Source organism: Bartonella numerosa, from assembly GCF_037070845.1.
Taxonomy (GTDB): Bacteria; Pseudomonadota; Alphaproteobacteria; order Rhizobiales; family Rhizobiaceae; genus Bartonella.
Genome location: NZ_JAYMZI010000001.1, coordinates 69,920 through 89,496, shown reverse-complemented (window position 1 = coordinate 89,496; position 19,577 = coordinate 69,920). Strand labels below are relative to the sequence as shown.

Below are 19,577 nucleotides of genomic sequence, written 5' to 3'. Positions count from 1 at the left end.
ATATCATTAAAGCGGAGCAGAAAGGTCTCTTCGGCTTTCTGTGGGGGTTCTGGTCGTGTTCGAATTTGTTTGATAAAATGATTTTAAGGGTCAGAGTGGTGTGGTTTTTTTGGGGAAATCCGGCCGGAGTCGTGGTTTCGTGGAATGCAGCAATATGGTTAGCGTATTTGGTGATCTTGGGAGTTTTTGAGCAAAGGGTAATGGGAAAAGAAAAGCGCGTAATAGCTTTTCTTTGTGTGTTTTCGGGCTAATACGGTCTTTTTATGATGGCTTTAAAGGATGAAATTATGTAACCAATAATGCATATTCTGTTGCATTGCGGGGTGTAGCGTGGGGGTGCGTTCGTTGCTTCGGGATTGTGGAAAAAGCTTTTAAAATATTTACTCTACAAAAAGCTGGTGTTGTAAGATAGAGTGAATATGCTCCCCTCGTGTTTGGTTATTCCAACGCTCAATGCACAAAAGTCTGGGGGTGATATTTTTAATTTCGATATTTGAAGAATGGGGGTTCGATAGATGTAACCGCCAGCTCGGAAAAAGTTTTCTGCCGCGCATGGTTTCTTCGTTTGGTACAATTCGGAATAGGCCCATTAATTGGTTTCTACAGTGCTTCCGGGAAAGGTAAAATCCATATTTTCAGCGATGCTTATTGTTACAGGGGAATCTTTTACTGTAAATGTGCTATTAGTATCCATAGCGTCTTTGATATGATCAATACGCATTAAAGCTAGGGCCTCGTTTGCAACACATGTTCCTAAATGACCGAACACTTTACCTCCTGCTTCAACACTGGATTCTGGGGCCAATTCATGTAGCCCTCTCACTATCAAGATACGTCGGCGCGCTGCGTGACGGTGATGCATTCGTGAAATAACTTCTTGTCCTATATAACAACCTTTGTTGAATACTATTCCACCAATCTGATCATAGTTAATGTCGTGAGGGAAAACCTTTCCTATTTCGTAATCTTGGCCGCTTTCTGCAATTGCATAACGGATACGCAATCGATTCCAATCATCGTGATGTGCATGGGAAAAAAAGGGCATTTTTCCGTATGTTCGTAATATTTTTTCTTTTTCAGGGAATCGCTTATCAATGAAGCTTGAGATATAACTTGAAGTATCTATTTTATTGTTTAAAAAAATCGTTATAACCTCTTGCATTGGTTGTGTAATTTCTACTTTTTTATGTAATTTGTAAAGAAGAAGACGCTTGTAGAGGGTATCAGCTAAAGATGAAGCGATATCAATCAAATAGCCACCGTCTATTCTGCTGATAAGAAAATCAGCGGTAACTTTTCCTTGTGGAGATAAAAGAGCTCCGGGAAAAATTTCTTGCGGGCCGATTTTTTTTACATCTGTTGTAATGAGTACTTGCAGAAAATGTGTTGCTTCTTCACCTGTAATTTTGATAATTCTCCGGTTTTTTAAGCAAACGGCATTTTGTTTTTCGCTCATGGTTATTGCCTTTCTTCGCAAAGTTACATAATCGGTAGAATGGATATGTAAGGAGCACGGTCATGTTTAAAACATTTGATACAATTTTTAAAGGCGCGACGCTCGTGAATCACGATGGAAGCAGTAAACGTGATGTCGGTGTCATAAATGGCCGTATTGCTGAAATTGGCGATCTTACACGTGGATCTGCTGGCGAGGTGATTGATTGTACAGGGCTCCATATTTTACCGGGGATTATCGACAGCCAAGTTCATTTTCGCGAGCCAGGTAGTGAGCATAAAGAGGATTTAGAAAGTGGCTCATATTCTGCTGTTTTGGGGGGCGTTACTTCGGTGTTTGAAATGCCTAATACCAACCCATTGACTACATCAGAGGAAGCATTGGCCGATAAGGTTAAACGTGGACTTCATCGGATGCATTGTGACTTTGCGTTTTGGATTGGAGGGACGCGTGAAAACGCGCATGAATTGGCCGAATTAGAAAGGCTCCCTGGCGCTGCGGGAATAAAGGTGTTTATGGGATCTTCTACAGGGGATCTCTTGGTCGATGATGATGAAAGTGTGCGCCTAATCCTGAAAAACACACGCCGTCGCGCTGCTTTTCATTCTGAAGATGAAACAAGGCTTAATGAGCGAAAAATGTTGCGCATCGAAGGAGATGCTTCGTCGCACCCACTTTGGCGTGATGAAGTTGCTGCACTAAAGTGTACGAGACGTTTGGTTAAAATTGCGCATGAAACGAAGGCTCGCATCCACGTGCTACATCTTTCTACAGAGGAAGAGATTGATTTTTTGAAAAATCATAAGGATATAGCAACAATTGAGGTTACTCAGCATCATTTGACTTTAACTGCTGATGATTATCAGCGATTTGGTACATTAATTCAGATGAATCCTCCTATCCGTGAGAGTCGTCACCGTGAGTCTCTTTGGTACGGTGTCCAGCAGGGTATTGTCGATATTTTAGGTTCGGATCATGCTCCACATACGCTTGAAGAAAAATATAAGACCTATCCTTCTTCTCCTTCGGGTATGACGGGTGTGCAGACGACAGCAGCAATTATGCTTACACATGTAAATACAGGAAAGATATCTATTGAACGTTTTGTTGATCTTACTTCACATGGTCCTAGTCGTGTTTTTGGCATAAGTTGCAAGGGGCGTGTTGCTGTTGGATATGATGCTGACTTGACCATTGTTGATCTTAAGCGGGAAGGGATTATTACCAATGCATTGATTGGTTCACGCGCAGGTTGGACGCCGTATGATGGAAAAAATGTTAAAGGCTGGCCTGTTGGAACTATTGTCCGTGGTATGCGGGTTATGTGGGAAGGTGAAATTGTAACACCTGCACGGGGCGAGCCCATCAAATTTATGGAAGCTTTGGCGTGACCAAATTAAAGCTGATGGAGCGGCTATAGGGTTGTGAATGTAAAAGGTGCTTGTGGCGATGTCATTCATAGATACGAGTGCGTTGAGGGGTTTCTCTCTCGTGGTTAAGGTGATCTTGTCTATACGGGGTTTTCAGATTGTTCCATTCGCCTTTTGTTTCAGGAGTATTCGCAATATAAACTGGGAGCTTGGCGATTATCACGGGCTAATTTCTCGGATTTAAGAGGAGATTCTCGGATAATATTCTGCCCTCTTTGATGTATCTTTGGCTTGCTTCAGCTGCTGATTGCGTGCAATCATGGTAGCTTTCTGAAAAAGCACGATAAGCTTCGTTAAATGCTTGATAGAAATAGGCAAGTCTTTTTGGGGCTGGTTTTTCTGTTTCAATCAATGTTTTCATGTAATTATGCCATCGATTTGTTGGGATACCGCAAAGATTCTGGAGATAATGCAAGGAACCTAGAATTTCTGCGAGTCGTAGCAATTTTGTATCATACAGCGGACGATGCTGCGAAAAAGTTGGCGTTGTGGTTAAAAGAAATGTAAGAATAGTAACACTAATTAACATTTTACGCATTTAATATTCCCCTTTAATAAACAGTTTCTGCTTGATCTTATAGATAGGGTGGATTCGTTATTAAACACATGTTGAAGATGGCGCGAACACCATTACACTGTCAGTAGTGAACCTTTTTATGAGCTCATAGTGTGCGAATAACGCAGGGATGCCTAAACTTTGTCTTCATTTTCTGCGCGAATTTATTTTTCACGTGAGTGTGTATTGTATTTACGCAGCAAAAGTCTCCTCTATGAAAAGTTTTGTTATCGATAAAAGCGTATGACCTAATCAATAGAATGCTATTTTTCAATTTAAATTAGACAAAATGGTATTATTTTTATGGATGGATGATAAACGGTAGGTGCGATATGTATGCAGAACAAAGTAAGGTAACTACGAAATTGTTTACACAGAATATAAAAACTTTTGACCTAAATTCCCCTGATACGATAAACCTTGGATGATACCTACCTATAAAGAGCAGCGATTGGTATTTCTGGCGGAGTATGATTATGAAGGAATTGCGGTTTTATAATACGCTTACACGTAAAAAAGAAAATTTCACACCGATAGACGCTAATAAAGTACGTCTTTATGTTTGTGGTCCAACAGTTTACGATTATGCTCACATAGGAAACGCACGTCCTATAGTCGTTTTTGATGTTTTATTTCGCTTACTGCGTCATGTGTATGGAAGTAATCATGTTGTATACGCTCGTAATATTACAGATGTGGACGATAAAATTAATGCACGCGCGGCTTGCGAATATCCTGAATTGTCACTTAATGATGCCATCCGCAAATTAACTGAGCGTACGTATTTTCAATTTCAACAGGACACAGTGGCGCTCGGCTGTTTACCACCGACTAGTCAGCCGCGTGCGACGGATCATTTAGACGAGATGCGCTCTTTCATTGAAAGGCTGCTTGAAAGGGGACACGCTTATAAAGCAGAAAATCATATATTGTTTTCTGTGAGCAGTATGAAGCGACACCCTCATTACGGTGCATTTGCAAGGCGCCCGTTAGATGAAATGAGGGCAGGTGCGCGCGTTGATGTTGCTTCTTACAAGAGAGAAGAGATGGATTTTGTTTTGTGGAAGCCCTCTGAAGAAGGAGAGCCGGGTTGGGCATCTCCAGCAGGGATTCCTGTTTTAGGGCGTCCAGGTTGGCATATTGAATGTTCTGCAATGTCTATGGCGAAGCTCTTAATTCCCTACGGGGGCGGTTTGGCCTGTGATGATCTGAGAGCAAATATTTTTGATATTCACGGTGGCGGAAGCGATTTGATTTTTCCTCATCATGAAAATGAAATTGCACAAAGTTGTGCGGCTTTTGGAACTGACCGGATGGCTAATTTTTGGATGCATAACGGCTTTTTGCAAATCGAAGGCAAAAAAATGTCTAAAAGTCTCGGAAATTTTATCACTATTCGTTCTATTTTAGAAAGTGATTTTCTTGAATTTAGTGAGGGTTTAACCGATAAAATAAAACAAAATTGGGCCGGTTTATCTATGCGTTTTTCGATGTTACAGACGCATTATCGTGAACCACTAAACTGGACAGTTCAGCGTTTATCACGGTCCAGCGGCGAGCTTTATCGTTGGTATAAGTTACTTCGTCGTAAGAGGGAGTGTTTTGAGAAGCATAAAATTATTGATAATTTTTTTGTTAGTACATTAAGTGATGATCTTAATACTCCGAATGCGATAGCTGTTTTGCGTAAATTTTACAAAGAAGGGAACACTGCAGCTCTCGCGAGCGGGATGAGTTTATTGGGATTATTGCGTCAAGAATGGGTTAAAGAACTAGAGTGTCCATTATTTATGAAAAAAACTTCTCTTGACAAAAAAAATATTGATCGACGCATTGCCGAAAGGTTGCAGTTTATCCATAATAAAGAGTGGGCGGCTGCTGATGCAATTCGTGATGAACTTTCTGTTGAGGGGGTCTCGTTAAAGGATAAAAAAGATCCACAGACTGGTGAGCGCGTGACTGTGTGGGAGATAAAGGGGTCGTAGTCTGCGGTGTGGTGGCTATCCCAAGGAGCGGTAGGCTTTTGGGGTTTTCGTGTTGTCGCCGGTTCTTCTTGTATTCGTTTTGTATCTGTCTCCGGTTTTTGGCAGTTGCGGGAGGGGCGGTGGTTTTGGACAGATTTCGCTGGGTTATTCCGTGAGGAATTTTTGGTGATGGTATTGTTAAGAGAAATATTGTAGGCTAGAGTCTCGGTGGGCGCTTAGTTGTTTTTTGCCCTGTTTGTTTAGGATTTTGCGAGCTTTTTGGTACTGTGTCCCTCACTTCACTGATGGGTTCCCGTCGGTTTTGGGCAGTGTGTTCGTGCTTTCGATGTGCGAAGTGCGAGATCAAGCTCTTGAGGAGCGGCGACGGTTGTCTTGCTATTTTAAAGGAAAGGAAGAGGGACCGCTGCTCTCGTGATATAGTGGTTTTCGAATGAGAGTTCCAGATGTATCGGTAAATTAGGAAAGTAGCTTTAGGTATAATCGAGAAAAAGCATGTAGTGATCGAGGATTTTTCCATAGAAAAATGGCGTGAGGACGCAAAACAAAATGATGATTTTGTTGTAGATTGTTTCTTATTCCTTTTTTGAAACGCTTTAATTTTCTAAGGAGGGCACGCGCGGTTTGCTAAAAGCGTGTGATGTGAAAGAGGCGATATGACCTGCAAAAAGCTGCAGGGGGCTCCGTTGGGCCTATTGGATGTATCGACAAAAAAGTAAGGATTTTATGAAACAAAATACAACGATAAAAACTGTATCATCAGATACAGGTCAGGTTTTTCGCACACTTTATAATTTGTTGCCTTATATGTGGCCTGCAGATCGGCGCGATCTAAAAATGCGCGTTATGTGGGCGGTATTTTATCTTATTTTAGCAAAACTCGTTCTCGTATCTGTACCGTATTTTTTCAAATATGCTACAGATTCAATTGGTGCAAGCTTTAAGCTATCTACGTGGTTATTGTCCAGTTGGGTTGCATCCGTGATGCTCATTTTGGCGTATAATGCTGCACGCGTCGTTCAAGCCGGATTAAATCAGTTACGCGATTCTCTTTTTGCAAGCGTTGGTCAATATGCTATCCGGAACTTGGCTTATAAGACTTTTGTGCACATTCACGGGTTGTCTTTGCGGTTTCATTTGGAAAGGCGGACAGGTGGGCTTTCTCGTGTAATTGAACGGGGTACAAAGGGAATTGAATCTATAGTCAGATTTTCAATTCTAAATACAGCACCGACAGTTTTAGAATTTGTCCTGACAGCGCTCGTATTTTACATAAATTATGGGTGGCGCTATTTCCTCATAATTGTTGTAACAGTTGGTTCGTATACTTGGTTTACGATTAAGGCGAGTGATTGGCGCATCAGTATTCGAGAAAAAATGAATACTGCGGATACTGAGGCTAATACGCGCGCTGTTGATTCTCTCTTAAATTTTGAAACAGTTAAATATTTTGGCAATGAAACTCTGGAAGCTCGTCGGTTTGATTCTTCTATGGCGGATTATGAAAAAGCTGCTACGAAGACTTGGACATCGTTGAGTTGGCTTAATTTTGGTCAGTCCCTGATTTTTAGTATTGGGATGACTATTTTAATGTTGATGTCGGCATATGAAGTTTTTCATGGGACACAGACTTTGGGAGATTTCGTTTTTATTAATGCGCTTTTAATGCAGATTTCTATGCCGCTAAATTTTATTGGTTCGGTTTATCGCGAGATTCGACAGGGGTTAACTGATATCGAGGCGATGTTCGATCTTTTGGACGTTAAGCAAGAAATTGTTGATAAATTAGATGCAAAACCATTGGTTGTAGGTTCCGGTACAATCCGGTTTAACAAGGTGAGTTTTGCATATGATCCAGCACGCCAAATTCTCAAAGGTATTGATTTTGAAGTTCCCGGGGGGAAAACAGTTGCGATTGTTGGTCCATCGGGATCCGGTAAATCAACTATCTCTCGGTTGCTTTTCCGATTTTATGACGTTGATGAAGGAAAAATTACGATTGATGGGCAGGATATCAGAGACGTAACTCAAAAAAGTCTGCGTGAGGCCATTGGTATGGTGCCACAGGATACAGTCTTGTTTAATGGTACAATTGCGTACAATATTCGTTATGGGCGCCCGAATGCTACAGATGAAGAGATGTACTACGCTGCTAAAATGGCACAGCTATCTGAGTTTATCGACAAGCTTCCGGATGGTTTTCAGTCTATGGTGGGTGAACGTGGACTGAAATTATCAGGCGGTGAAAAACAACGCGTAGCTATTGCACGGACATTGCTAAAGGCTCCCCCTCTTCTTATCTTAGATGAGGCAACAGCGGCTCTTGATACTGCGACGGAGCAAGAGATTCAACAAGCACTGGATGCTATGAGTCGGGGGCGCACGACGTTGATCATCGCTCACCGTTTATCTACTGTCATTAATGCTGACGAAATATTAGTTCTCAAAAACGGGCATATTATTGAAAGAGGGACACATGCTAGGCTTTTAAATAAGAAGGGGTTATACGCTTCAATGTGGAATAAACAGCTAGAAGCGTCGCAGGCTGAAGAAAAATTACGTAAAATGCGTGAAGAAGACGAATTGGGTGTTGTTAATCGTAAAGAAGAACGCGCTGATTGATGCAGTCGACCTTGTGTATACTGGAATAGTTGGTCTAATACGCGACGGGGGAAGAAGAGAAGTTTATTACTTGTTGAGTTGTGAATAGGAAATTAAATGAGTATTCTACGATCTATCCATAACGGCTTTGTGCCAATTCATAAAGAAGGTTACCCTTTTATTATAGCGTTTTTCGCTATTTCGCTCGTTCTTGGTTGGGTATGGGGTCCTTTATTTTGGTGTGGTCTTGTTTTAACGATGTGGTGTATATATTTTTTCCGCGACCCGCATCGTGTGGTACCTTTGAATCCAAGTTGGATTATGTCCCCCGCTGATGGGCGTATTTCTTTCGTCGAGCCATGTATTCCACCCGAGGAATTGGGATTAGGTAAGGAGAAAATGGTCCGCGTTTCTGTGTTTATGGATATTTTTTCGTGTCATATCAATCGTATTCCCATAAATGGCACGATAGAGTCCATTGCTTATCATCCGGGTTGTTTTGCCAATATTGAACTTGATAAGGCTAGCAAGTATAATGAGCGAAATGGGATAGTGATTGATAGCAAATACGGCAAAATTGGTGTGGTTCAGATAGCGGGCATGATAGCCAGGCGGATTGTTTGCTGGTCTCAGGAGGATGACTCTGTTGTTTCTGGGCAGCGTTTTGGGATGATTCGTTTTGGTTCTCGCCTTGATATTTACATTCCGATGGGGGTTAAGTTGTACGTTGCCGTTGGTCAGACGGCTGTCGCCGGAGAGACAATTTTAGGTTCTTTTGATGATCAAAGTACGGTAACTGGTTTCAGATTTGATTAGGTTGAATAATGAGAATTTTTTCGCTATTTTCTTCGTTTAATCCTGAAGGGCAGCATGATGATGTTGCGCGGCGGCGTTCTCTTACGTCAATGCGGTATGTCATTCCTAATATTATTACCATTTTAGCGATTTGTGCGGGGATGAGTAGTGTACGTTTGGCTTTTGAGCATCGCTACGAGGCCGCTATTTTGATGGTATTTTTGGCGGCAGTTTTGGATTGTGCTGATGGAAGAATCGCTCGTTTAATGAACGGTAGTTCATCATTTGGAGCTCAGATGGATTCTCTTGCCGATGTTGTTAATTTTGGTGTAGCGCCTGCGCTCATCATTTATTCTTTCATTTTGGCTCAGGTCCATCAAGTTGGCTGGATCGCGTCGCTCGTTTATTGTGTTGCTTGTTGTTTAAGATTAGCTCGCTTCAACGTGATGCTGGATAACGCTGATGTACCTAAGTGGCAAGGTAACTACTTCGTCGGCGTTCCTGCACCAGCTGGGGCGTTGTTGCTTTTATTGCCTATTTATTTGAGAGCTATTGGTTTGACTCCGAGTTGGAGGTGGGCATTGTTTTTCAGCCTCTATACCGTGGTCATAGCTTTTCTTTTTGTTAGCCGCCTGCCGGTATGGAATGCGAAATCAATTGATCAAAATTTGAGGCGGGATATTATTATACCGTTTATGCTCATTATTGTTATTTACGTCGGTTTCTTGGCAACTTATACGTGGCATACCTTATTGATTACAGCGATTAGCTATATGATATTTCTTCCCTGTAGTTTCGTGGCTTATAATAAACGAGCTGCTTTGGAAGAAAAAAACATTGACAATCAACTCACTGAAAAAACGTAAAATTTTTAGTTTTTGATCCGAAAAATGCCTGGCTGAGAGCGTTGACTAACACGGTGCATGATAATTCATAAACTGGTTTTTGTGGACATCAAAGAGTTTTCCCGTTTCTTTTAAATTAGGCGATGATAGAAATATTATTCTTTTTGCAACTTCTCGAGGTAAGGGCAGGGTTGTAGGGTCCTCGTTAGGCAGAGCTTGCGCACGCATGGCGGTGCGTGTTGCTCCTGGGTTGACGCAATTAACTTTTATATTGGTTTGTTTGACTTCTTCTGCCCAGCAGCGAGCAACGATTTCTAAGGCAGCCTTAGAAGCTGCATAAGGTCCCCAAGAAGCGCGTGCAAGATGTGCAACGCTTGATGACAATAGAATGGCTCGTCCAGCGTCAGATCTGTGCAATAAGGGGTCAACCGCTTTTATCAAACGCCATTGGCTAAAAAGGTTTATTTGAAAAACGTCTTCAAAGATCGTGCTGTCGATATCAGCTATTTTTGAAAGTCTTCCGAGGATTCCCGCATTTGCCACCATAATATCAAGTTTGCTCCATTGCTCAGCAATAGAGACGCCGAGAGCATCAATATCTTCCATGAAATGTAAATCAAGTGGAACGAGTGTTGCAGAAGCACCCCTTTTTTGGATTTGGCTTTCAAGTTCAGTCAAGCCGCTAATTGTGCGTGCAATGGCAATGATGTGAGCACCACGTTCTGCTAACTCTAATGCTAAATGATAACCAATTCCTCTTGAAGCTCCTGTGACAAGTGCAACGCGTCCTTGAAGGCTAAAGTCAGTTTTTTTCATCATTAATCTCTTGTTTTAAGAACAGATGATTGGGGAATATTGTGGGTATTTTCCCGATCAACGAGGTATGTAGGATAGTCTCCTGTAAAATAATGGTCAGTAAATTGCGGGGCGGCATTGTTTCGTTTTTGTCCCGTTACAGCAAGATACAAACCGTCTGTTGAGAGAAACTTTAGCGAATCGGCTCCAACAAAATCACACATGGACTTTAAATCTGGATATTTGTTGGCCAAAAGGTTTTCGATCTTGGGTGTATCAATACCATAAAAATCGGGGTAAAAAATCATAGGGCTAGAAATACGCATATGAACCTCTTTTGCGCCTGCGTCTCGAAGCATTTGTACAATTTTGACGGATGTTGTTCCACGTACAATAGAATCATCAATCAAAATGACACGCTTTCCTTCGATAACTGAGCGGTTAGCAGAGTGCTTTAACTTCACCCCAAACGCGCGAATTTGTTGTGTCGGTTCAATAAAAGTACGGCCAACATAGTGGTTACGAATGATGCCAAGCTCAAAGGGAATTCCAATTTCTTGTGCGTAGCCAACTGCTGAAGGTGTTCCACCATCGGGCACGGGGACCACAACATCACCCTCACAGGGTGCTTCTCGCGCTAAATGGGTTCCCATATTTTTACGTACTGCGTACACACTACGCCCCCCAACTATTGAATCGGGTCGAGCAAAATAAACATACTCAAAAATACAAAGCCTCTCTGGCTTTTCTGCTCCTTGTTTTATGACTTTTTTAGTAATTTCTCCGTTTTTTTGTATTTCACATACGATAATTTCTCCGTTTTTAACGTCACGGACGTATTTTGCTCCTATGATGTCTAGTGCACAGGTTTCGGAACAGAAGATAGGTTTTCCATCGAGTTCTCCCATTACAAGTGGACGAATTCCAGTCGGATCACGTGCAGCAATGAGCTTGGTTCGTGTTAATGCTAGCATGGCATATCCACCTTCTACTTGCCGAATGGCGTCGACAAAGCGGTCGGATGAAGATTCATAGCGCGAACGGGCGATGAGGTGAAGAAAAACTTCTGAGTCTGATGTTGATTGGCAGATAGCACCAGAAGCGATGAGTTCACGACGTAATGTAAGACCGTTTGTGAGGTTTCCGTTATGAGCAATCGCAATACCCCCGGCTTTTAATTCGGCAAAAAGAGGCTGCACATTACGTAATGCTACTTCTCCAGTTGTGGAGTAACGGGTGTGTCCGATAGCGCGATCTCCCGGTAAGCGAGAAAGAGTCGCGGGATTGGTGTAGTGGTCACCGACAAGGCCCAAATGTTTTTCTTGGTGAAACATTTTATCATGATATGAAACAATTCCGGCTGCTTCCTGCCCTCGGTGTTGAAGTGCATGGAGACCTAGGGCTGTTAATGTTGCTGCGTCTTTATGCCCAAGAATACCAAAAACTCCACACTCTTCATGAAGAGTATCGTCGTTCAGTGAAAACTCTTGAAAAGGAGTATCGCTTTTCATCATCGTATTCTTTCTATCATGATATGATAAATTATTGACATTCTGTATTATTTATTATTTGAATCTTTTTCCCAATAAATAATAGGTTATCTTTGGTTTTGTTGGGGTATATGTTTTTGAGAGCGACTATCATTTATGTCGTCTCTTTTAAAAAATTGTTCTGCTTTTTCAAATACATAGTCAAAATTTTTGGGAAGAACATTTAAAACTTTTGTGCCCAATAAGTCCAATGTTGGTCTCGTTTTTGCGTTTTTTAGCCAGTCAGATTGTTGTTCAGGTTTAATAAGTGCATCAAGAAGCAACATGCCAATAACTACAATCAATAAACCACGAAGTGCTCCAAAAATAAAACCAATACTACGGTCAAGTATGCCAATTCGACTATCAATGATATAATCAGAAATTCTCATTGTAATAATAGAAGTAATAATCAGAATAATAACAAAAAGCGTGGTTAATGTAACGATTAATGCAATCATTTTATTAGAGATATACTGCTCAGAGAAGGGTAATACGGGCTTGAAGAAAAATAATGTAGCAATAGCTGCGATCACCCAAGAAACTAAAGATAACACTTCACGTGAAAATCCTCTAAGCATGGCAAGAAGGGCAGATAATAAGACGATTACTACAACAACTCCGTCAAGGATAGTTATGATCATTTGTTTATTCCTTGTGCGTAAAATTGTATTCTGTTCGAATAAGTACGCAAGTATATCTAGGTTACGCTATTTTTTGTGCTTATAGCAGGTATCTTTTGCACTTTGTACAATTTTTTCGGTATTGTTATGTGTGCAGAGCAGTTTGTTTTTTTTCTGCGGCAATGGTGGCGATTAATTCGGTGAGGTTGGAGAATGTTTTTTGTTGAAAGTTTTGCGATTTCACTATTTTTGCTGTCGCTATAGGTTCAACAGACCCTCGAAAGCCGAGTTTCTTTGCTTCGTAAATGCGTTGTCCTGAGTGCGCTACAGCGCGGATGTCACCTGAGAGTCCTATTTCACCGAAATATATACAATCAGTGGGGAGAGGGATGTTTGAAAGGGAAGATACTAAAGCTGCCGCAACAGCCATATCTGCTGCCGGCTCTGATATTCGATACCCGCCCGCAACGTTAAGATAAACATCATGCTTGCCGAATCGAATGTTGCAATGGGCTTCCAGGACGGCCAAAATCATTGAAAGGCGATTTCCATCCCATCCGACAACAGCGCGTCGCGGAGTTCCCAGTGATGAGGGAGAAACAAGCGCTTGGATCTCTACTAATATTGGGCGCGTTCCCTCCATTCCAGCAAAAACAGCAATACCTGATGCTTTTTCATTTCGTTCGCTCAAAAAAAGTTCAGATGGATTGGTCACTTCCCGTAATCCTTTATCAGACATTTCGAAAACGCCAATTTCATCGGTTGGCCCAAAGCGATTTTTAACAGTTCTGAGTATTCGATAATGGTGGGCACCTTCGCCTTCAAAGTAAAAAACGCCATCAACCATGTGCTCGACAACCCTAGGCCCGGCAATTTGTCCATCTTTTGTGACATGTCCCACAAGGATAACTGTTGCTCCCGTTTTTTTCGCAAATCTGATCATCGCTTGGGCGCTTATGCGCACTTGTGTAACTGTTCCAGGCGCTGAATCAGCTGCATCTGACCAGAGGGTTTGAATTGAATCAACAATAACCATATCAAGTTTTTTATGTTCGTTTAAGGTTGCAAGAATATCTTCAACATTCGTTTCGGCTGCTAGCTTGACCTCTGTATTTTCAACACCCAGCCTTTGCGCGCGTAAGCAAATTTGTGCAATAGATTCCTCGCCTGAAACATAGATGACGTGGTGCCCCTTTCTTGATAAAGCGGCTGCTGTTTGTGTTAGCAAAGTTGATTTTCCAATACCTGGATCGCCACCAACAAGCAGCGCTGATCCACAAACAAACCCCCCTCCTGTAATGCGATCAAGTTCAGCAATACCAGAATGGATGCGCGGGGTGTCTTCAATATTTTCAGAAAAAGATGTGAGTGTGACAATGCGTCCCTTACGAACATTTTGTGCAGGGCCACCGCCTATGCCGTTATTCGTGCTTTCTTCGGCGAGGGAGTTCCATTTTCCACAAGAGTTACATTTTCCAGCCCATCTTGAATGAACAGTACCACAGTTTTGGCAGATAAATTGTATACGGGAGCGTGCCATGAAAATTTAGCCAGTTTGTTCTGGAAGATATTTTTCGTCTGCCAAATCGCTAAAACGTGTAAAATCGGGTTGAAAAGCAAGCCTAATCAATCCAGTCGGACCGTGGCGCTGCTTTGCAATGATGATTTCGGCTTTTCCAAAAAGTTCTTCCATCTTACGCTGCCAAGTTTTGTGTTCATCAGTTCCCATTTTCGGTTCTTCGTTTTTGGAGTAATACACTTCGCGATACACGAAAAGAACTACATCTGCATCTTGTTCAATTGAGCCGGATTCGCGCAAATCCGAAAGTTGTGGGCGTTTGTCTACCCGATTTTCAACTTGGCGTGAAAGTTGCGAGAGAGCGATAATGGGGATATTTAATTCTTTGGCAAGTGCCTTCAATCCCATCGTAATTTCCGTAATTTCTTGGACGCGGTTTTCAGACGAACGCTTCGAGTTGCTTGTCATTAACTGTATATAATCAATAATCAATACATCTAGGCCACGTTGTCGTTTCAAACGCCGTGCACGAGCTGCTAACTGTGCAATAGATATTCCCCCCGTTTGATCGATATAGATTGGCAAATGTTGCAGGCGGTGCATTACGCCGACTATTTTTGAAAATTGATCTTCTGAAAGATTACCACGCCGAATATCAGAAGAAGAAAGCTCTGCTTGTTCAGAAATAATACGCGTTGCAAGTTGTTCTGATGACATTTCGAGTGAAAAGAAACCGACTATGCCTCCACCATTTTTTAATAAAGGATCATTTGTTTGAGTGCTATTGTAAGCGTTAGCAATATTAAAAGCAATATTGGTAGCGAGCGAGGTTTTCCCCATGCCAGGACGTCCAGCCAGGATAATCAAATCAGATGGTTGCAGTCCGCCCATTTGTTCATCAAGCGTTTTAATGCGAGTAGCTATCCCAGACAATCGTGAAGAACGCTTTTTTGCAGCGTTTGCCATATCAATAGCTTTTTTTACGGATACACTGAAGTTTTCGAATCCGCCACCGTATTTTCCTTTTTCCGCTAATTCAAATAAACGACGTTCGACGGTTTCAATCTGTTGTGCTGTCGTAAGTTCTACAGGAGCTTCGAAGGACGTGTTGACGACTTGGATCCCAAGATTAATTAGGGCTCGCCGAATGAAAAGATCGTAAATAACCCGTCCATAATCTTCAGCGTTAATAATCGTTACTGCTTCTTTTGCCAAACGGACGGCATAATTAAATACTGTGATATCTCCGATTTTTTCTTCGGCTGGAAGAAATGGCTTGATAGTAATTGGATTTGCTAGTTTTCCTTTTTCAATCATCCGAGATAAAATATCGTAGATTCTTTGATGCAATGGTTCAAAAAAGTGTTCCTGTTTTAGAAAATCCGCAACGAGGTCCAGCGCATCGTTGTTGATAAGAATTGCACCAAGCAACGCTTGTTCAGCTTCAATATTATGCGGGGGCTGTCTGAAAGAAGGAGAATCTTCTTTCTGTGAAGAGCTGAGATCGACGATACTTGTTTTTTGCATGGCATGTCTTCCAATCAGCGTGCATTAAAAAGTCAGGGTTAAAGATCTTTATTTATCTCGGATTAGAATATAATTTTAATTTTTACAATACTTTCGTTTTCCGCTGTCTGTTCAGTAGTTTCTACTACCCATACGTAATGCACTTTATCTCTATCTGTTATAATTCAAAATTTAAGAAAAATATTAGATCGATTTTTAAAGCTACTGCTTCCAGTCTCCTTAATGGGTGTTGAATTGTATTTTCATGTTATGTAACAAAGAATCAACATTTTCTGTCAATTATCCGATCTTTATGGTACATAGCACGGGGATACGGGATTTTTTTCTATAGTGTGTTTGGGATTGAAGTGGCCCTTCATCCGCGCGCTAATGGGGTGCTTTTAAGGCATTTGTCGCGCTGTTTTACCATATTTTCAGCACTCAACACTCTGATACAATACGCTGAAGAGGAAAGTATTTTCGCAAAGCTTTATTTTGGTCACCGCAACAAAGAAATACTCAGCTTCTGTAACTGAGTATTCTACGCGTATTGAATAGAGAAGTTGAAGACGAAAAAAGGTAAAAAGCAATTAAATTTTTTTATTCACGCTGTTTTCATCGTTACCATTTTCTTCTTCTGAGAGAAATTCTTCTTGATTTTCTGTCGACGAACTGCCCTGAGCATCGTATGTTGCTTCAATGGAGGTGAGATTTTCACCTTCTTCTTGACGCTTTGCTTCATTCTCTGAACGTGCAACGTTAACGGTAACAGAAACTTGAATTTCTGGGTGTAAGCGGATACTGACAGTGTGAAGCCCGATGGTTTTTATTGGGTGATTAAGCTCAACCTGATTGCGTCCAATAGAGAAGCCATTAGCTGTTATAATTCCAGAAATATCACGTGTCGATACAGATCCGTAAAGTTGCCCAGTTTCCCCAGCTGAGCGAACAACAATGAATGATTTACCATCAAGGTTTTCGGCAATTTTTTGTGCTTCACTCTTGAGTTCAAGATTGCGAGCTTCGAGTTGTGCACGCTGTATTTCAAAGTATTTTTTGTTAGCTTCATTTGCGCGCAAGGCTTTGCCTTGAGGCAAGAGGAAGTTGCGTGCATAACCGTCTTTAACTGAGACAATATCACCCATCTGACCGAGATGGGGGATACGTTCAAGTAAAATAATGTCCATAGTTTTTCCTTTCGAATAGTAAATTTAGTGAAATTTGTTATGTGACCGAAGATGGTATTGGATAGTTGACCAGATGCCCATTAATAGCGTCATGAAAAAAACAGGTGGTGCAAAAATAACGGTTAAAATGCTAATGTACACGAGGGATAGTATGACGATTCGACCATTCACGCCTTTTGTAATATCGTGGAGATATGCTAGACCACTGATTGACAAGGAAACAGTGTACGCGGTGGCGAAAGCGCGTGTGCTCAGGTTCAGAATGAAACCCAGTTCAATCATCGACGCTGCACAAACAAAAATGAAAATAGCAAGCCCAAGAATTGGAAGACGGAAAGTGTGTCCCCAATCGTCGGGAGGCCTCCTCAGCCATTTCATACGTTGTGCTGCTATCATGGAAAAATAGAGGTTACCGATAAGAAAAATTAAACTATAAACAGTCAAAGCAATAGCAGCCAAGGTGGCTGTGTGCGTCATTAAAAGCTCGCTAAAGGCAAGTATATCAGCTCCCTTTACAGATTGGGATTGTTGCACGGCTTGAATCATGTGCGCTGTGATTTTCTTTGCGATAACAGGTGTGGATGGATGAACTTGAATGTAGAAGCCGATGAGGCTCGATGTGAGAGCAATAAAGTTGGTTGAATGAAAAATGACAGATGATAACGGGTACCATATCAGTGTATCTTCTTTGTGCGATGGTCGTGCAAGTCCGAGGAGCCAGGAAGCATAGACGGCAGGAAGAAAAAATAACAACATAGAACCAAAACCAATATAAATGTTGGTGGTTATGATGAGGATGATGGTAGCACTGATTAAAGAAACGAAGCTAGCTAGCGTTCCCCAGCCGAAAGCAACAATAAAAATTGGAAGCGAAAGAAAGCAACAAAGAAAAAACGAGAAATAAGATGCGACGCCTGAAACGCCGATAACGGCCATACCGATAACAACAACAAACAACCCCGCCAGAACACCGGTTGTTACCTTGTAAGCATGAAAGTTTTCCATTTAACTGCTGTCCTGCTTTTGCAGTTAGAGGCGCTGTAACACCCCAACCTCTAGAATATTGTATACACTTCAAAGTACGTGAGCAACCAAAATACGTCACTGAACTAAAGAGAAGAGCAGCTGAAAAATTCTCCAACTGCACAATGTATATCTGATATCTTACTTTATAACGTATGGAAGTAAGCCAAGAAAACGGGCACGCTTGATAGCTTTAGCCAATTCACGCTGCTTTTTCTGACTGATGGCTGTAATCCGTGAAGGGACAATTTTTCCGCGTTCTGAAATGTAGCGCTGCAACAACTTGATGTCTTTATAATCGATCTTGGGAGCATTTGCACCTGAGAAAGGGCATATTTTCCGACGACGATGAAAAGGGCGACGCATTGCAGCTTGATTAGCATCAGTCATCATTCTACTCCTTCCGCAGTATTTTCACGCTGATAACGCTGATAGCGAGGGCGCTCTTCGTCTTGGCCAGCACTGCGATCAAGGCGTGAGAGCATAGGTGATTTCCCTTTTTCGTGCTTTTCTACGCGGATGGTCATATAACGCAAGATATCTTCGCTAATGCGCATTTGACGCTCAACTTCCGCAATCGCTGCGGCAGGTGCATCAATGTTAATCAGTACATAATGAGCTTTACGATTTTTACGAATACGATAAGCGAGGGAGCGGAGACCCCAATTTTCTACACGCCCAACCTTTCCACCGTGCGCTTCAATGACGTCCTTATATACACTCAGAAGTTCATCAACTTGCTGCGGCGCGATGTCCTGTCGGGCAAGAAACACATGTTCATAAAGAGCCATTGTTTTGCCTTTCTTCAATTAAATCCAACCGGTTTTAGCGCAAAGCCTCTGCGACTTGTCTTTTTGGGATATCCAAAGAAGAAATGGCGCGTTCACAATTAGAGACATTCGAGAGCGGAGACACGGGAGGTCGGAAGCATTATACTTCCTGCTTATCAGCCCTCCGTTCAACCCCCAGCCAAAATACCGGCAACGAACATCCGACATTTACAGCTTATCTTTTAAAATAGCAAGTTTATGTTCATAAAAAATGCAATTTATCAGGTTTTGGTACTTTTTTATACGCTTTAGCTTATACAGAGGGCTATAATGCAAAACCAAAAGATAAAGGAAATAAGGATGGATTTCATAGGCCACGTAGACACCGAACTTTTTGGAGTCCTTGCTAGAAACTCGCAGTCACGGGAGGTCTTTGCTTTCTTCGGTATTTTTTGTGCAAAGTTTCTAATTTACATCATCCCCATACACCTCTGTTTACTTTGGTTTTGTGGTGGAAATACGGAACGGCGTACAACGTTAAGTATTTGTGTGAGTATTTGTGCAGCTCTTTTTATAGGCTACCTTATTTCCTTTTTTTATTTTCGCCCACGTCCATTTATCTCAGGTTTGGCGCTGCCACTAATTGAGCATCGAGCAACAGCCTCTTTTCCTAGTAATCACGCTTTGACAGTTGTGTCTTATGCAGCGGGCCTTTACTTTTATCGGTACAGGGTTACCTTTAGATTCGCAGCCGTGTTTTTATGCCTCATTTGCTGGGCGCGTGTCTACGTTGGAGTACATTATCCCTTAGATGTTTTGGCTGGTGTAATTTTAGGAAGTTTCGTGAGTTGGGGTGTTATCCGATTTTTAGTGCCACATTTTCCTGAATTTTTATATCAAATTCCACCATTGAAATATAACTTCAAGGTAGATATTCGGTTCAAATGAGTTACTTTGTTC

The 19,577-nt window shown here is 41.7% G+C and carries 17 protein-coding genes; 6 read left to right on the top strand and 11 right to left on the bottom strand.

Annotated features, from left to right (window positions below):
• Nucleotides 1–589: 589 nt before the first annotated feature.
• The gene (gene ygfZ, locus WCP75_RS00425) at nt 590–1,456 is read right to left on the bottom strand and encodes a CAF17-like 4Fe-4S cluster assembly/insertion protein YgfZ (protein WP_336276286.1); all 867 of its coding nucleotides are present in this window, start codon (nt 1,454–1,456) and stop codon (nt 590–592) included.
• Nucleotides 1,457–1,518: 62 nt separating this feature from the next.
• Between ygfZ and WCP75_RS00420 the strand changes: the two genes are divergently transcribed.
• On the top strand, nt 1,519–2,847 hold the full coding sequence (locus WCP75_RS00420) for a dihydroorotase (protein WP_336276285.1): 1,329 nt from the start codon (nt 1,519–1,521) through the stop codon (nt 2,845–2,847).
• A gap of 205 nt (nt 2,848–3,052) precedes the next feature.
• Here the strand turns inward: WCP75_RS00420 and WCP75_RS00415 are convergent, their stop codons facing one another.
• Nucleotides 3,053–3,424: a TIGR02301 family protein gene (locus WCP75_RS00415; protein WP_336276284.1), complete on the bottom strand. Its 372-nt coding sequence runs from the start codon at nt 3,422–3,424 to the stop codon at nt 3,053–3,055.
• Nucleotides 3,425–3,918: 494 nt separating this feature from the next.
• Here WCP75_RS00415 and cysS point away from each other — a divergent pair, with 494 nt between their 5' ends.
• The 4 genes from cysS (at nt 3,919) to pssA (ending at nt 9,686) form a co-directional block, all read left to right on the top strand.
• Nucleotides 3,919–5,427: a cysteine--tRNA ligase gene (gene cysS, locus WCP75_RS00410; RefSeq protein WP_336276283.1), complete on the top strand. Its 1,509-nt coding sequence runs from the start codon at nt 3,919–3,921 to the stop codon at nt 5,425–5,427.
• Between the two features lie 723 nt (nt 5,428–6,150).
• Nucleotides 6,151–8,046: an ABCB family ABC transporter ATP-binding protein/permease gene (locus tag WCP75_RS00405; RefSeq protein WP_336276282.1), complete on the top strand. Its 1,896-nt coding sequence runs from the start codon at nt 6,151–6,153 to the stop codon at nt 8,044–8,046.
• Nucleotides 8,047–8,142: 96 nt separating this feature from the next.
• Entirely contained in the window at nt 8,143–8,841 is a 699-nt protein-coding gene (locus WCP75_RS00400) for a phosphatidylserine decarboxylase (protein ID WP_336276281.1), read from the top strand.
• Between the two features lie 8 nt (nt 8,842–8,849).
• A complete protein-coding gene (pssA, locus tag WCP75_RS00395) occupies nt 8,850–9,686 on the top strand; it encodes a CDP-diacylglycerol--serine O-phosphatidyltransferase (protein WP_336276280.1) in 837 nt (278 codons plus the stop codon).
• Nucleotides 9,687–9,731: 45 nt separating this feature from the next.
• Here pssA and WCP75_RS00390 read toward each other — a convergent pair whose 3' ends face one another.
• The 9 genes from WCP75_RS00390 to rpsF all read right to left on the bottom strand — a co-directional run bounded on the left by WCP75_RS00390 (nt 9,732) and on the right by rpsF (nt 18,638).
• Complete coding sequence (locus tag WCP75_RS00390) at nt 9,732–10,481, bottom strand: SDR family NAD(P)-dependent oxidoreductase (RefSeq protein WP_336276435.1); 750 nt, start codon at nt 10,479–10,481, stop codon at nt 9,732–9,734.
• Between the two features lie 2 nt (nt 10,482–10,483).
• Complete coding sequence (purF, locus tag WCP75_RS00385) at nt 10,484–11,974, bottom strand: amidophosphoribosyltransferase (RefSeq protein WP_336276279.1); 1,491 nt, start codon at nt 11,972–11,974, stop codon at nt 10,484–10,486.
• A gap of 83 nt (nt 11,975–12,057) precedes the next feature.
• On the bottom strand, nt 12,058–12,633 hold the full coding sequence (locus WCP75_RS00380; protein ID WP_336276278.1) for a CvpA family protein: 576 nt from the start codon (nt 12,631–12,633) through the stop codon (nt 12,058–12,060).
• A 124-nt stretch (nt 12,634–12,757) separates the two neighbouring features.
• Nucleotides 12,758–14,152, bottom strand: a complete 1,395-nt coding sequence (gene radA / locus WCP75_RS00375) for a DNA repair protein RadA (protein ID WP_336276277.1) — start codon at nt 14,150–14,152, stop codon at nt 12,758–12,760.
• A gap of 6 nt (nt 14,153–14,158) precedes the next feature.
• Nucleotides 14,159–15,658, bottom strand: a complete 1,500-nt coding sequence (locus WCP75_RS00370; protein ID WP_336276276.1) for a replicative DNA helicase — start codon at nt 15,656–15,658, stop codon at nt 14,159–14,161.
• Nucleotides 15,659–16,227: 569 nt separating this feature from the next.
• On the bottom strand, nt 16,228–16,824 hold the full coding sequence (gene rplI, locus WCP75_RS00365) for a 50S ribosomal protein L9 (protein ID WP_336276275.1): 597 nt from the start codon (nt 16,822–16,824) through the stop codon (nt 16,228–16,230).
• Between the two features lie 24 nt (nt 16,825–16,848).
• Nucleotides 16,849–17,829 (bottom strand): hypothetical protein, encoded by a 981-nt coding sequence (locus tag WCP75_RS00360; RefSeq protein WP_336276274.1) that lies wholly within the window; start codon nt 17,827–17,829, stop codon nt 16,849–16,851.
• 159 nt (nt 17,830–17,988) lie between these two features.
• Nucleotides 17,989–18,237, bottom strand: coding sequence for a 30S ribosomal protein S18 (gene rpsR, locus WCP75_RS00355; RefSeq protein WP_336276434.1), 249 nt, complete (start codon nt 18,235–18,237; stop codon nt 17,989–17,991).
• Nucleotides 18,237–18,638, bottom strand: a complete 402-nt coding sequence (gene rpsF, locus WCP75_RS00350; RefSeq protein ID WP_336276273.1) for a 30S ribosomal protein S6 — start codon at nt 18,636–18,638, stop codon at nt 18,237–18,239. The genes rpsR and rpsF overlap by 1 nt, the downstream gene beginning before the upstream one ends.
• 339 nt (nt 18,639–18,977) lie before the next feature.
• Between rpsF and WCP75_RS00345 the strand changes: the two genes are divergently transcribed.
• Nucleotides 18,978–19,565 (top strand): undecaprenyl-diphosphatase, encoded by a 588-nt coding sequence (locus tag WCP75_RS00345; RefSeq protein ID WP_336276272.1) that lies wholly within the window; start codon nt 18,978–18,980, stop codon nt 19,563–19,565.
• Nucleotides 19,566–19,577 lie beyond the last annotated feature (12 nt).